This is a genomic window from Alphaproteobacteria bacterium, from assembly GCA_035625915.1.
In the GTDB taxonomy this organism is placed as follows: Bacteria; Pseudomonadota; Alphaproteobacteria; order JACZXZ01; family JACZXZ01; genus DATDHA01.
The window spans coordinates 1-13696 of the sequence record DASPOR010000207.1; the positions used below are offsets into that span (position 1 = coordinate 1).

The 13696-nt window shown below is 63.1% G+C and carries 10 protein-coding genes; 5 read left to right on the forward strand and 5 right to left on the reverse strand.

Annotated features, from left to right (window positions below; translation table 11 throughout):
- Nucleotides 1-135: 135 nt before the first annotated feature.
- On the reverse strand, nt 136-1125 hold the full coding sequence (locus VEJ16_16845) for an amidohydrolase family protein (protein ID HYB11332.1): 990 nt from the start codon (nt 1123-1125) through the stop codon (nt 136-138).
- A gap of 284 nt (nt 1126-1409) precedes the next feature.
- On the opposite strand from VEJ16_16845, the gene VEJ16_16850 reads away from it, so the two are divergent.
- The gene (locus tag VEJ16_16850; GenBank protein ID HYB11333.1) at nt 1410-2429 is read left to right on the forward strand and encodes a 2-dehydropantoate 2-reductase; all 1020 of its coding nucleotides are present in this window, start codon (nt 1410-1412) and stop codon (nt 2427-2429) included.
- A 10-nt stretch (nt 2430-2439) separates the two neighbouring features.
- Here VEJ16_16850 and VEJ16_16855 read toward each other — a convergent pair whose 3' ends face one another.
- The gene (locus VEJ16_16855) at nt 2440-3117 is read right to left on the reverse strand and encodes a protein-L-isoaspartate(D-aspartate) O-methyltransferase (GenBank protein ID HYB11334.1); all 678 of its coding nucleotides are present in this window, start codon (nt 3115-3117) and stop codon (nt 2440-2442) included.
- Between the two features lie 248 nt (nt 3118-3365).
- Between VEJ16_16855 and VEJ16_16860 the strand changes: the two genes are divergently transcribed.
- On the forward strand, nt 3366-3551 hold the full coding sequence (locus VEJ16_16860) for a hypothetical protein (GenBank protein HYB11335.1): 186 nt from the start codon (nt 3366-3368) through the stop codon (nt 3549-3551).
- A gap of 414 nt (nt 3552-3965) precedes the next feature.
- Here the strand turns inward: VEJ16_16860 and VEJ16_16865 are convergent, their stop codons facing one another.
- Complete coding sequence (locus VEJ16_16865; protein HYB11336.1) at nt 3966-4337, reverse strand: hypothetical protein; 372 nt, start codon at nt 4335-4337, stop codon at nt 3966-3968.
- 562 nt (nt 4338-4899) lie between these two features.
- Here VEJ16_16865 and VEJ16_16870 point away from each other — a divergent pair.
- Nucleotides 4900-6384, forward strand: coding sequence for a DcaP family trimeric outer membrane transporter (locus VEJ16_16870; protein HYB11337.1), 1485 nt, complete (start codon nt 4900-4902; stop codon nt 6382-6384).
- 376 nt (nt 6385-6760) lie between these two features.
- Nucleotides 6761-10255 (forward strand): FAD-dependent oxidoreductase, encoded by a 3495-nt coding sequence (locus tag VEJ16_16875; protein HYB11338.1) that lies wholly within the window; start codon nt 6761-6763, stop codon nt 10253-10255.
- Between the two features lie 17 nt (nt 10256-10272).
- On the opposite strand, the gene VEJ16_16880 is transcribed toward VEJ16_16875, so the two are convergent.
- On the reverse strand, nt 10273-11055 hold the full coding sequence (locus VEJ16_16880) for an SDR family NAD(P)-dependent oxidoreductase (GenBank protein HYB11339.1): 783 nt from the start codon (nt 11053-11055) through the stop codon (nt 10273-10275).
- Between the two features lie 186 nt (nt 11056-11241).
- Here VEJ16_16880 and VEJ16_16885 point away from each other — a divergent pair, with 186 nt between their 5' ends.
- Nucleotides 11242-12450: a phosphoglycerate kinase gene (locus tag VEJ16_16885; protein HYB11340.1), complete on the forward strand. Its 1209-nt coding sequence runs from the start codon at nt 11242-11244 to the stop codon at nt 12448-12450.
- On the opposite strand, the gene VEJ16_16890 is transcribed toward VEJ16_16885, so the two are convergent.
- Nucleotides 12447-13607 (reverse strand): DUF2336 domain-containing protein, encoded by a 1161-nt coding sequence (locus tag VEJ16_16890; protein HYB11341.1) that lies wholly within the window; start codon nt 13605-13607, stop codon nt 12447-12449. The two genes, VEJ16_16885 and VEJ16_16890, sit on opposite strands and share 4 nt — an antisense overlap.
- Nucleotides 13608-13696: the final 89 nt, after the last annotated feature.

The following is a 13696-nucleotide window of genomic DNA, read 5'->3' on the forward strand; positions in this document are numbered from 1 at the left end:
TATGCCTGCACCAAGCTACTCGACAAGGTCATGGTCGATGAGAAGGCGGGAATAGCGCCGCGGAAGATCGCGTGAGTGGCATGGTTGCGTCCCCATCGTCGGCATGGGGGACGATACGGTCTTCCCGATCCCACCTCAGAGCTTGAAAATGCGTTCGGCGTTTGCGCTGCTGACCGCCCTGCGCGCACGCACCGGCAATGAATTGACGCGGCCGAGGCAGCCCTTCATGTCGCCGATGTTGTGCGGCCAGTCCGAGCCGTACATCACCTTGTCCTCCCCGCCCACATTCACGCACATCTCGAGCGCGTCCTGGCGGTAGACGACCGAATCGTAATAGATGCGGCTCAGGTACTCGCGCGGCGGCGCGGCAATCTTCTCGCGCACGGCGACCATGTTGTCGAAGCAGATATCCATGCGGCCAGCGAGGTAGGGAAGGGCGGCACCGCCGTGGGAGGCGATGATCTTGATCGCGGGATAGCGATCGAGAAAGCCGTCATAGATCATGCGCGCGACGGCGAGGGAGGTATCGAACATGAAGCCGATCTGGGCGACGAGATTGTAGCTGCGCATGTCAAGATGCTTGACCCCGGGCGGGGCCGTCGGGTGCACGAGGACGGGGAGGCCCCGCTTGTCGATCTCCTGCCAAATCGGCTCGAAGTGCGGCTCGGTCAGCGAGCGGTCGGCGACATTGGCCAACACCATGACGCCAACAGCACCCTTCTTGCATGCGCGATCCAATTCGGCGACCGCCAGTGTCGGGTGCTCCCACGGCAGCGACGCAAGCCAGCGAATTCGGCTCGGGTAGGTGCGCTGGGCTTCGGCCATGTCGTCATTGACGAGCCGGGCCGCCTCGAGGCTCGTCTCCGCATTGCCCCAATAGCAGTTGGGTGCTGTGAGAGAGACGACGGCCAGATCGACGCGCGCCTCATCCATCTGGGCGAGGCGAAGCTTGTAGTCGAAATGGCCGGGCTGCGGCGTCATGAAGGGTGCGCCGTCGGAGTAGATGCCGAGGGGGGCCGGATAATCCTTGCTGCGTTTCACCTCGAAGCGCGGCGCGCCCTTGTTCTTCAAAAGCTCGAACCAGGATTGGCTCAACATATGGGTGTGGATATCGATGACGGTCATGCAACTCCTCTCGCTCTCATTCGCGCGGGCGCGTCTTCTCCCCCGTGGGATGTGCGGGTGCGCAGTCCGACACACGCCCTATCTCTCGCAATCCAGGCACTGCAAGGATTTCGGCCGCAGCATAGCCAAAGGCGCTCCACCGGGCCAATGGGATTTCGCGCGTCCGCACGATATCTTGGGCATCCGCGCTCCGCGGTCGGCGCTCGCCGCGTTGACGCGGGTTTGCGATAAGCACTTATGGGTGCTTCGCGGGCGATGAGTACCGCGACGTGAAGGGAGTGTCGATGCGGTTTTGCGTGATCGGGGCCGGTGCGATAGGCGGGGTGCTGGCCGGCAGGCTTGCCAGAGCGGGTGCGGAAGTGACCGCCGTCGTACGAAATCCGGCGCACCGGGACGCGATTGCACAAACGGGCCTCACCCTCGTCGATCCCTCGGGCGCTGCCCATGTCGTGCGAAATTTGCGCGCCGTGTCCGTTTGCGCCGAGGCGGGTCCCCAGGACGCGGTCATTCTTGCGCTCAAGGCGCACCAGATTGCCGGCGTCTGTCCCGCGATCCGCGCATTGTTCGGGCCGAAGACGATGGTCTTGACGCTTCAGAACGGCATTCCCTGGTGGTACTTCCAGCGCCATGGCGGCCGCTTCGAGGGATATTGCCTCGCAGCGCTCGATCCCGGCGGCGCAATCGGTGCCACGATCGAGCCCGAACGGGTCGTCGGGGCCGTCGCCTATTTCGCCGGGGAGGTCTTGGGGCCTGGTCGCGTGCGCCACGGCGGCGGCGCTCGCTTGCCCGTGGGCGAACTCGACGGCAAACACACTTCGAGGGCTGCAGCCCTTGCCGCGGAATTGGTTCGCGCGGGCTTCGAATCCCCCGTCCTCGACGACATCCGCGGTGAGATCTGGTTCAAGGTGTGGGCCAATGCGTGCTTCAACCCGATTGGCGCCCTCACCCACGCAACGATCGACCGGATCGCATCCGACGCGCAAGCGCGCGAGCTTCTGATCGCCATGATGGGCGAAGCGCGTGCGGTTGCCGCAAAGCTCGGCGTCCGATTCCGCCAGACGGCCGAGGAGCGGATCGCCATCGTGGCGAAAGTCGCCGGCCACAAGCCTTCGATGCTGCAGGATGTCGAGGCCGGCAAGGCGCTCGAAATCGAAGCGCTCGCCGGCGTGCTCGTCGAGCTTGGCCGGCTCACCGGAACGCCCACGCCGCGTTTCGACGCGGTCTATGCGTGCGCCAAGCTGCTCGACAAGGTGGTCGCGGACGGCCGGGTGGGATTTCTTGCCACGCGGAATGCAACTGCTTGACGAGAACGCGTTACGCCTCGCGCTCGCCAAGCTCGAAGACGGAGAAGCGCACTGGCAGGATTTCCCGGATGCTTGTCCGCCCCGATTCGTCCTTGGTGACGAGCATGAGCTGCTGGGCGTCGGAGATGCCAGCGGGAATGACCATGCGGCCGCCGGACTTGAGCTGGACCAGGAGCGGTGGGGGCACCAGCTCCGGTGCTGCGGTCACGATGATCTTGTCAAAGGGGCCATGCTCGGGCCAGCCGTAGTGTCCGTCGCCGCGCTTTAGCTCGACGTTCTTGTAGCCGAGGCGTTTTAAGCGGGCACTCGCTTCCTCGAACAGTTCTTCGACGATCTCGACCGTGAAGATCTGCGCTGCAAGCTCTGCAAGGATCGCCGCCTGGTAGCCGAGGCCCGTTCCGACCTCGAGTACCCTGTCGCTCGGCCGCATCTCGAGGAGATCGGTCATGAGTGCGACAATGAAGGGTTGGGAGATCGTCTTCCCGTAGCCGATCGGGAGGGGCGAGTCCGCGTAGGCGTACTCACGAAGCTGGGCGGGCACGAAATCGTGCCGCGGCACGCGTCCGAGCGCGTCGATCACCGCGCGGTCGAGCTGGTCCTTGCCGATCTGTTCGCGAGCGAATTGCGCGTGAGCCAGGATTTCCTGGACCATGATAGCTCGAAGGGCCGTGAACTGCATATCGCTCATAGGGCACCCTCGCGAGACGCGCAGCTTCCCTTCCCCGGCGCGGTAGCCCGCACATCTATGAAGGCTAATCAATGTAAATTGATCTTGGGAAAACCGCATCTGGGAAAATCGCCGCGGTCCCAATGGGGTGTCGATCGTGAACAAAAGGTCGCGTGCGCTCGCCTTGCTGTGAAGCCACTCACACGGTCGGGCACGATTTTAGTGCTATCGCATTATCGGCAGATCCGCCCATCAGGGGAGGGTGCCGAATGGCCGAGAACGAATCGGAAGTGCTTCGTCGCATCACCATCGCAGCGCTCGCTGCGGCACTGGTGGTCAATAGCGCGCTGCCCTACGGCGCGCCGATTCCCAATTCGACCTGGATACAGATCGAAGCAGGCGTTTCGTCCTGGTGCCGATTGTTCGGAAACGCAGGTGCTTTGTGGGGATCGTAAGGCGATTCCGTATGGGATTCGCTTGCGGAAGGTATTGTCCGAAACGGGTGTGAGGCGCGCTCGTGTGGTGGATTTGAAGTTCCCGTCATTTTGGCGGCATCAGCGTTTAGGAACTTCAAATCCGAATACCACGCGAGAGACAACCTCTTGTGAGCGCGCTGAGTCTGATGGTTCGTTCTCGTTAACGTCATGGCCGGGCCGGCCGAAGGCCGAGACCCGGCCATCCACGTCTTTCACCGATTGGGCAGAAGTACGTGGATGCCCGGGTCTGACCCCCGGATCGAAGTCCGGGGGCGGGCATGACGATTGGAGAAGTCCAGAATTATTTGTCGGACACAACGCACGACTATGCTTTGAATCCGAAAATCGCTCCCGGTCCCGCACCCAGATGTGGCGAATTTCGGATTCGCCACACTAGTCCGTGATCGCCTTGTCGCGATCCCGCAGCGCGAGGCGCCTTGCCTCATCGCGCACGGAAGCGGCAGCACGGCTGAGCATGTTGGCGACTTGCATCTGGTCCGAGGTGGAGACGCGATTGACCGAACACCAGTCGATGTATTCGTCCTTGATCGCGTCCAGAAGCCGCGCACAGTTCCGCCGCTCCTCGATGATTGCGGAGGAGATTGCCACGGCGAGGGCGGCACGGACACGCGACTCCTCGCTGGCACTTCGTTCGTAGATCGAGCGCACGACCGCCTCGGCGCGTTGCTCCGGCGACATCGCCGTGATGGGTTGGGGTGCGGGGCGCCCGTCCCGCGTATCGGCCTGCAAGGGGTAACCTCCCATTCGTCTTGTCTCGCGCAATAGCTGCGCTTTTTCCCCCAAAATCCCCCGAAGCCGCATTGACCGGCCCGCGTCTCGAGCGCGCTCTGGCCGACGACATTCCCCCCATTCCCGCCCAACTCGTATCCCGACCGAGTTATTCCCGAATTCGGCGAACTACAAGTGCTATCGCTTGACTCTCTTGCCAAATGCCGCCCGGCGCCTCGTCGATGGTTAGGCTAAGTCGTGAATATATCACTTTCGCGTCATATCAAATATCTTTTTTGTGAAAATCAGTAATATTTCTACATCATTATGATTTTTGTATATAAGAGTAATTTTATTTGTTGCCATGTCACAACGATTAACAACTTTCGCGAAATATATTCTTGGATTTAATTGACCGAATACATGGGATTCGGCCAGAAATCTTTTTGGCTGAGTCCCGCGCCGGAACCTCCTGACAGACTTGGATGGCTTGGTTGCCGATCCGCAGGCGTTTCGTGGGGGCGGCCGCCAAGTCAACGGCCTCACCCGAATCGGGGGCGGGTTTGTTCTTGGAACGTGAACCAAGAGAGGAGACTTCATGACCACAAACACGAAACTCAGGGCGGCGCTGCTTGGCTCAGGCGCGATCCTCGCCCTCGCGACCGGGCCGGCCTTCGCCGACGAGCAGCAAGACCTGAAGTCGCAGATCGACCAGCTCCAGTCGCGCCTCGACCAGCTCGAGAAGCAATCGGCGGTCGCCGACGCGAAGACCGAACCCGCAGCCGCCACGGCTCCGGCTGACGCGGTCGTGGGCGGCGACTTCCCCGGCTCGTTCAAACTCCCGGGCTCGGACACGTCGATCGCGATCCACGGCTACACGAAGGTGGACGCCCAGTACGACTTCAACGGCAGGATCGGCGACTCGTTCGTCCAGTCCACGATTCCCGGAAATCACAACGCGCTCTCGAACACGGGCCCTCAGCTCCACATCACCGCCCGTCAATCGCGCATCACACTGGAGACCCGCACGCCCACGAACTACGGGCAGGTCGGGACCTATATCCAGGGTGACTTCTTCGGCACCTCGCCGGGCAGCCAGGGCGGCAACAATACGTCGAACTTCCGCATCCGCCACGCCTACGGCACCCTCGGCAACTTCCTGGCCGGCCAGACCTGGTCGAACTTCACCGACGTCGAAGACGCGCCGGAAACCCTCGACTTCGAAGGTCCCGCGGGCGAAATCGTGGCCCGTCAGCCGCAGTTTCGCTACACCTTGCCGGTCGGCAACTGGAAGTTCGTGGGCGCTCTCGAAAACCCTGCCGGTCAGGTCGCGCAAGTCGAAGGTGGCACATTCACCCCAGGCTCGCCGGTCAGCGTCGGCTCCGGCGCACCTCGAGTCGGTGCAAACAACGTCGTCGACCGGGCACCCGACATCACGGGTTCGGTCCACTACAACGACAGTTGGGGCCACGTGCAGCTTTCTGGCGTCGTCCGCTACTTGGCGACCGATGACGGCGGCGACCCGACCAACTCTATCGGTCCGACTACAAGCCATACCGCGGATGCGATCGGCGGCGGCGCCCTCCTCGGCACGACTTACAACGTCGGTCAGCTCATTGGCGGCGCCTTCGGTAAGGATCAGGTCGGGTTCCAGGGCTATATCGGCCAAGGCATCGATCGCTACATCGACACCTCGTCACGCCAAGGCGACGCCATCAACTTCATCAATGTCGGCCCGGGCGGCACTTTGAGCGAGACGATCCACACCCAGACCCAGTATGGCGGCTACGTCTGGTTGCTCCACAACTGGACCGATCAGGTACGCAGCAACGTCGCGTTCGGCATCGACGAGCAGGATTGGCTCGGCCTCAATGTTCCGGTCACCACATCGGGCAGCCAAATCACGCAAGTCACGTCGATCCACGCGAACCTGATCTGGAGCCCGGTCAAGTCGGTGAACCTCGGCGTCGAATATCTCTTCGGCTCGGTCACGCGCCGCAATTTGGCGTCCGGTGCAGGCATTCCGGGCGGCAGCTACGGCGAGGCGAACCGGATTCAGGTCAGCGCCCAGTACGTGTTCTAAGCTGGGGGCATCTTGAAATCGCATGACGTGAAAAAAAGCATGAACGCGATGAGGTGACTTGACGTTCGGAAACCTTCTCACCCTTCCCCCAAAAAACGGGGTGAGGAGAACCGGGTCCGATAGCGTCGCATCGCACGCGATAACAAAAAGATACTCGGGCCGGCATCCGAAAGGACGCCGGCCTTTTTCTCGCTCCCGTGCGCCGATCCGGGGTCCAGCCTACCCGGCCATCGAAACTTGGGACTCTGCACAAGACGTCGTCGGTCGCGCGCGCACTTACGATTGCGCTTGATTCCAGGCCACCGGCCTTCTTACATCGAACAGGGCATCGGAAAAGCCGGGAAAAGGCCGGCGTCGAGGCCGCGTGGAGGAATCGGTGAGCGATCTCGCACTGGCGCACGGACTGTCGTTTGCGGAGCTTTATACGCGAGAGGGGTGCCTTCGCCTCGATTCGCTTTTTTGCGCCCGGCTCAAGGAAAATGACCCGGCACTCTTCAATCGCCTCATGGCGGGGCGGGTCGATCCGGACGCCCTCACGGCCAAGGACGAGGGCGATTTCTGCATCGCACTCGCCCCCCATCTCGAGGATTTCATCGCCGAGCTCTTCGGGATCGAAACCGCGCTTGCATCCCTCGAGGCCGAGCACGAGCGCTTGGCGCCGCTTTACACCTGCAAGCGTCTCTTCGTCCAACGCGAGGCGACGCGCGCCCATCCCGAGGGCGAGGCAATCGGGTTCGACGGCAACGCGTTGCGCGTGGCCCTCAACGCTCAACTTGGCGAAGGCTGGGACGAGCTTGCTTTCGCAAGCCGCGTCATGGAATGGCGCGAGGCGGAGTCCGCGAGTGCTGCGGCACTCGAACTCGCGCGCCGTTATGCCTCATGGGCGGTCTTTTCGCATGAAGGCCGGGAGCGTCATCGCACAGGTGTCCTCTTCAAGATTCCGAAAAAGCTCGACCCCTATCGCCTCGTTCCCGTCGAGACGGAAAAGGTCGACGGGTATGAGGTGATGCGCGCCGATCTTCGCCACGCCCGGCGCCGCGAGGGGTTCGATCTCACCGACCCGGGGGCCGATCTCACGCTTGGCCTCGACGATGCGAATTACTGCATCTGGTGCCACAGCCAGAACAAGGACTCCTGCTCGAAGGGCCTCAAGGAAAAACAGGGCGGCGGATTTCGGCGAAGCGTCTTCGGGGTCACGCTTGCCGGTTGTCCGCTCGAGGAAAAGATTTCGGAGATGCACGCGCTCAAGGCATCGGGTCATCCGCTCGGCGCTCTCGCCGTCATATGCGTCGACAATCCGCTCTGTGCGGCCACGGGCCACCGCGTGTGCAACGATTGCATGAAGGCGTGCGTCTATCAGAAACAGGATCCCGTGAACATTCCGCGCAGCGAGAGCCGGATCCTGAAGGACGTGATCGATCTTCCGTGGGGCCTCGAGATCTATGGCCTGCTCGGCCGATGGAATCCGCTCGACCTGCGCCGGCCCGTACCGAGAGCAGCAACGGGCAAGAAGGTGCTCGTCGTCGGCCTCGGCCCCGCGGGGTTCAATCTTGCCCATCATCTTCTGAATGAGGGCCATACGGTCGTCGGCGTCGATGGTCTCAAGATCGAACCGCTCGAACCATCGCTCACCGGGGTGGCACCTGGCGGAATGCGTGCTACCTTCGCGCCCGTCAAGTCTTTCGCGGCCCTACACGAGCGGCTCGACGAACGCATCATGGCCGGTTTCGGCGGGCTCTCCGAATACGGCATCACCGTGCGCTGGGACAAAAACTACTTGAAGGCGATCCGACTCCTCCTCGAGCGGCGCGCGACATTCCGCATGTTCGGCGCCGTGCGCTTCGGCGGCTCACTCGATGTCGACCGCGCGTGGGCGCTTGGCTTCGATCACATAGCCCTCTGCGTCGGCGCTGGTCGGCCTACAATCCTCGACGTGCCGAACGGGCTCGCCAGGGGTGTGCGCATCGCGAATGACTTTCTCATGGCGATCCAGCTCGGCGGCGGCGGCAAGAAGGCGTCGGTCACGGACCTGCAAATCCGCCTGCCCGTGGTGGTGATCGGCGGCGGTTTGACGGCCGGCGACACCGCGACGGAATCGCTTGCCTATTATCCGGTCCAGGTCGAGAAGTTCCTCTCCCGGTATGAATCGCTCGTGGCCATGCACGGGGAGTCGGCCCTTAGCACGACATGGAGCGAGGAAGAATCCTCGATCGCCCAAGAATTCATTTCCCACGCGCGTGCGATCCGAGCCGAGCGCGAGGTCGCCGCACGGGAGGGTCGGCCCCCGCGCATTCGCGAGCTGGTCGACGAATGGGGCGGAGTGACGATTGCCTACCGTCGACGCCTTATCGATTCGCCGAGCTACACGCTCAACCACGAAGAGGTCGAATTCGCCCTTGACGAAGGCGTTCGTTTCGTCGAATGCGTCGTTCCCGATGCAATCGAGATCGACGAATTCGGCCACGCATGCGCGATTCGGATGAAGCGCATGGCGGCGGGTGCAGACGGCAAGCTCGCCGAGACGGGGGAAATCGTAAACCTACCGGCGAAAAGCATTCTCGTCGCCGCGGGCACGCAGCCGAATACCGTGCTCGCCCGCGAGGACCCGGCGCACTTCAAGCTCGATGGCCGCTATTTTCAAGCCTTCGACGAACACGGGAATCAGGTGACACCCGAGCGCGTCTCCAAACCGCAGGAGGCCCATGTGCTCGTCCATATCGACGCGGACGGCCGCGCTATCAGCGCTCACGGCGACCTCCATCCCTCCTTCGCGGGGAATGTCGTCAAGGCGATGGCGGGCGCCAAGCGCGCCTACCCATTGATCGGCCGGCTGCTCGACAAGCGCCCACCCTCGACGCAATCGGATGAGGCCTTGTTCGCGCAACTTGCCGCAACCCTCGAGGCGCGCGTCGAGAAGATCGAGCAGTTAAGCGCTCATGTCCGCGAAATCACGTTGCGCGCACCGGCCGCGGCCGAGGCGTGGCGGCCGGGTCAATTCTTCCGTCTTCAGAATTTCGAGACACTCGCGCGGTCGACCGATGGCACGCGGCTCGCCATGGAGGGGGTGGCGGCGTTGCCGAGCCGCGTCGAGCGCGAGAGTGGCATCGTGCGTCTCGCACTTCCCGATCAGGGCGGGTCGTCGCGGCTAGCCGCTCTCCTCAGCCCTGGCGAGGCCGTGTCCCTCATGGGTCCGAACGGCACGGCGGTCGATTTGCCGACGGGAAGTGCAGTGCTCCTCGCGGGCGAAGGCTATGGCGTCGCAGCGCTTATGCCGCTTGCGCGCGCCTGCAAGGAACGCGGAAATCGCCTCCTCGTTTTTGCGGGCTACGGTCGTGGCGACGAGCGGTTTTACGAGGCGGAGATCGCGGACCTCGCGGAATGCGTCGTCTGGGTCGTGGGGCGCGGGCCGGCGATAGCACCCAGCCGACCCCATGACAAAAGCTTCGTGGGCGACATCGCGGCCGCGATCGCAGCCTATGGCACCGGCGCCTTGGGCGATGTGGCGTTACCACTCGGGACCGTCGCGCGCACGTTCGCCTTCGGGCCGGACGGGCTTATGGCATCGCTCGCCGCGGAAAGGAAGGGTGTGCTTTCGTCCTTGCTTGGCCCCGGCCCGAGCTTCGTCGCCGGTGTCGCGGCACCGATGCAGTGCATGATGAAAGAGATTTGCGCGCGTTGCCTTCAGCCCGTGCGCGATCCCGTGAGTGGGGAAACGCGGATCCTCTTTGCGTGCGCCGATCAAAACCTCTCCATCGACGACGTCGACCTGGTCGCACTTCACGAGCGCCTGGGCCAAAATAGTGTGCAGGAGAAACTGACGCGGCGGTGGATCGAGCATTGCGTGAAAAGCTTGGGCTCGGTTTACGGGTAAGGCGGCATCCTGGTGCATCAGGCAGGAATGGTCCGTGCCATTACGCGCGCAGCGATGTCGGTGACGAGCCGGCGGGGTGCGAACCGCACGAGGAATGTGCCCAATTTATTGAACCCGCCCACCACGTGCACCCGCTTTCGCCCGAGCGCCCCAAGCCCCTCGCGCGCTACGCGCTCCGGTGTCGCCATGCGACCGTAGGCGCTGCCCACCATGCCGGCGCGCGCGAAGAATTGGGTGTCGGTTCCGCCGGGGCAAAGGGCCAGGACGTCGATTGGGCGCGCGGAAAGCTCGCCGGCGAGCGCCTCCGCGTAAAGAAGGTCGAAGGCCTTGGTTGCGCCATAGGTTGCGAGGTAGGGCAGCGGCTGGAATGCCGCCGTGCTCGCCGTGATGATCAACCCTGCGCGACGTCCGCTCGCGTTGGCCCGCGCGAGCATCCCGGGAAGGAGCGCGCGAGTGAGCACCACGACGGCGACGACGTTGACTTCCACCATCTCACGCTCGTCCTCGGGAGGGTTGTCGGCAATCGGACCGAGCCGCCCAAGGCCGGCATTGTTGACGAAAAGATCGATCGGCAGGTCGCGCGTTGCGGCGATGAACCGCTCGCGGCCTTCGGCCGTCGCAAGATCGGCGGCGACCGTTTCGACCGAACGACGTCCATTCGCGAGAATCGAACGCAACTCATCGAGGCTCGCCGCATTCCGCCCGCTCAATAACAGCCCCGTCTCGCGCGGCAACAGTCGCGCAAACGCCGCACCGATGCCGCTCGTCGCACCCGTGATTGCGGCGAATGAATATCCCATGAGCCTGCTCCTCTCTTGCGCAGCCCTCGCGGGACTGTCCGCAGGGGGCGAAAATCATTGCTACGCGTACCCGGGGTCCGAGCGAAAGTCGAGCCCTTGCAGCACTTCGCAGGCCCCGCTAAAAAAGTCGCCACGGCAAAGGATTAGCAAGACCGGGGACGAACAAGATCGGCGAATGGAGTGACGATGGTGGCGTTCCGGACTCTCGACGATTTCGACGTGCGCGGCAAAAGGGTCCTCGTGCGCGCCGACCTCAATGTCCCGATGAAGGACGGTCAGGTGACGGACGCCACGCGTCTCGAGCGCCTCGCGCCGACCCTTGACGAACTCGCGCAAAAGGGTGCGCGCGTCATCGTCCTCTCCCATTTCGGTCGTCCCGAGGGCAAGCCCTCGGCGCAATTCTCGCTCGGACCGCTTGCCCCGGCATTGAGCCGCTCGCTCGGTGGGCGAAACGTGCGTTTCGCCCACGATTGCGTGGGTCCCGAGGCAAAGACCGCCATCGCAAGGCTTCAGCCCGGCGAAGTCGCCCTTCTCGAAAATCTGCGTTTCGACCCCGGGGAAGAAACGAACGACCGGGCATTCGCCGAGAAGCTCGCGGCACTCGGCGATATCTATGTCGACGACGCGTTTTCCTGCGCCCATCGCGCACACGCCTCGGTCGAGGCGCTGGCGCGCATTCTGCCGGCGGCCGCGGGACGACTCATGCAGGCGGAACTCGACGCCCTCGACCGCGCCCTCGAACGGCCCGCACGGCCGCTCGCAGCCCTCGTCGGCGGCGCCAAGGTGTCGAGCAAGCTCGACCTCCTCGGCAACCTCGTGCAAAAGGTCGACGCGCTTATCATCGGCGGCGCAATGGCGAATACGTTCCTCGCCGCACAGGGTATCGCTGTCGGCAAGTCGCTGTGCGAGCGGGATCTCGTTGGAACCGCGCGCCGGATCCTCGATTCCGCGGCGCGCCGTAAGACTTCGATCTTGCTGCCCTTGGACGCCGTCGTCGCCGAAAAACTCGCACCCGGTGCGCGCAGTCGCGTTGTCGATATCGCGAAGGTGCCCGAGGATGAGATGATTCTCGATATCGGGCCCGAGACGGCTGAGGCGCTTGAAAAGCAGCTTGAAGGCTTTCGCACGCTGGTCTGGAACGGCCCCCTCGGTGCGTTCGAGGTGCCGCCATTCGATGCCGCGACAAATCGCGTCGCACGCGGGGCGGCGGCACTGACCAGGTCGGGCGAACTTCTTACGGTCGCGGGTGGCGGGGATACGGCCGCCGCCCTCGCCCATGCCGGCGTGATCGATGACTTCAGCTACGTCTCGACCGCCGGAGGTGCTTTTCTCGAATGGCTCGAGGGCAAAAAACTCCCGGGCGTCGCAGCACTCGAGGCCGCAATTCGGCGCTAGTGTGTCGATGCGGTGCGGCGGAGCGGTGTGTCCAGCCGCCTGATCGCGTCGAGATAAGCCGGATCGCGCTGCCAGCGGTGGACCATGTTCTTGGCGGCCGTGAAGTCGAGACGGTCGTAAAACTCGAGGACGTCCTTGAGTTCGGTGGGTGCGACGACCTGCTCGCCGGGCCGCGCCTTGCGGCTCAGCAGGAAGATCGTTGCGAAGATCGGCTTTTCGATATTGACGGCACGGCACGCGATCGCAAGCGCCTCTCCACCCGGCTCGAACATGAAGCGCCGCACCAGCGTCTCCCTGAGACCGGCGACCTTGGCGAGGAGTGCTTCGAAGAGAGGAATTTCGCCTTCGCGCAGCACCCTTACGAGGAATTGCGGCGTTACGACCTTCGCCTTGTAAAGCGCTTCGGCAAGCTCGGTCGGCCTGCGGCGATTGACGACCGCATGGCCGTTGACGCCGAGGAAGGATCGAATCGCACCCTCGAGGGATTCGTCGAGCTCCGTGGCGTCGATCGAGAACTTCGCGAGGATATGTTTGCGGAGTGCGGCCGACACCCACCAGTACATTCGCTTGGCGATCTCGGGCGGCAGGTCGGTCCTGTTCAATAACGGGTTCTGATAACGATCGACGCGCTTCGATTCCTCGACGAGATAATCAAGCGCCGCCTTGGAGATCTGCGCATTCGGATTCTCGAGAAGCGACGAGATAACGTCCACGTTCGTGGTTTCAATCAGCGCCTCGGACACCGGCTCGCTGACCGATCTGCGGATCGTGATGGCGAGTTGGTGTTCGAGCGTGCGATGGCGGATGATTTCGATGAGTTCGGGGTCGCGTAGTACGTCGCTGCGCACGAGAATCGGGTGCGCCACCTCGATCCGGTCGTTGGCGAGTTCGACGACAAGTTCGCGCGGTGCGGCGGATTGATCGGCAAGGCGATTGGCGAGCGTGCACCGAATCGACATTTCAACGTCGTGGATGAGCTGGCGCAGGATATCGGTCATGAGCGCGCGCTCGCGCTCGGTCGACACTTTCGTCTCGTCGAAAAAGAGGTCGCTTACCGTTTCGGCGAGTAGCGTCCTTGCCGCGACCGATTTATCGCGCGCCAAGTCGAGCAGCTCTTCGAAGGTCGCCTGTCTCGCACCCCTCAAGGTCGCACCCATTTCGATGGCCCATCGGCCACGGTCCGTAAAGTTTTCGAAGAATCCGATGAAAACGGTTAAGAAACGCTTAGGTTGAGACCCTTTTGCTC

Excerpts from the sequence above, each read along its gene's own strand:
- VEJ16_16845 (HYB11332.1), bottom strand. The coding sequence starts at position 1,125 with ATGACCGTCATCGATATCCACACCCATATGTTGAGCCAATCCTGGTTC.
- VEJ16_16880 (HYB11339.1), bottom strand. The coding sequence starts at position 11,055 with ATGGGATATTCATTCGCCGCAATCACGGGTGCGACGAGCGGCATCGGT.
- VEJ16_16885 (HYB11340.1), top strand. The coding sequence starts at position 11,242 with ATGGTGGCGTTCCGGACTCTCGACGATTTCGACGTGCGCGGCAAAAGG.
- VEJ16_16860 (HYB11335.1), top strand. The coding sequence starts at position 3,366 with ATGGCCGAGAACGAATCGGAAGTGCTTCGTCGCATCACCATCGCAGCG.
- VEJ16_16850 (HYB11333.1), top strand. The coding sequence starts at position 1,410 with ATGCGGTTTTGCGTGATCGGGGCCGGTGCGATAGGCGGGGTGCTGGCC.
- VEJ16_16865 (HYB11336.1), bottom strand. The coding sequence starts at position 4,337 with ATGGGAGGTTACCCCTTGCAGGCCGATACGCGGGACGGGCGCCCCGCA.
- VEJ16_16855 (HYB11334.1), bottom strand. The coding sequence starts at position 3,117 with ATGAGCGATATGCAGTTCACGGCCCTTCGAGCTATCATGGTCCAGGAA.
- VEJ16_16870 (HYB11337.1), top strand. The coding sequence starts at position 4,900 with ATGACCACAAACACGAAACTCAGGGCGGCGCTGCTTGGCTCAGGCGCG.
- VEJ16_16890 (HYB11341.1), bottom strand. The coding sequence starts at position 13,607 with ATGGGTGCGACCTTGAGGGGTGCGAGACAGGCGACCTTCGAAGAGCTG.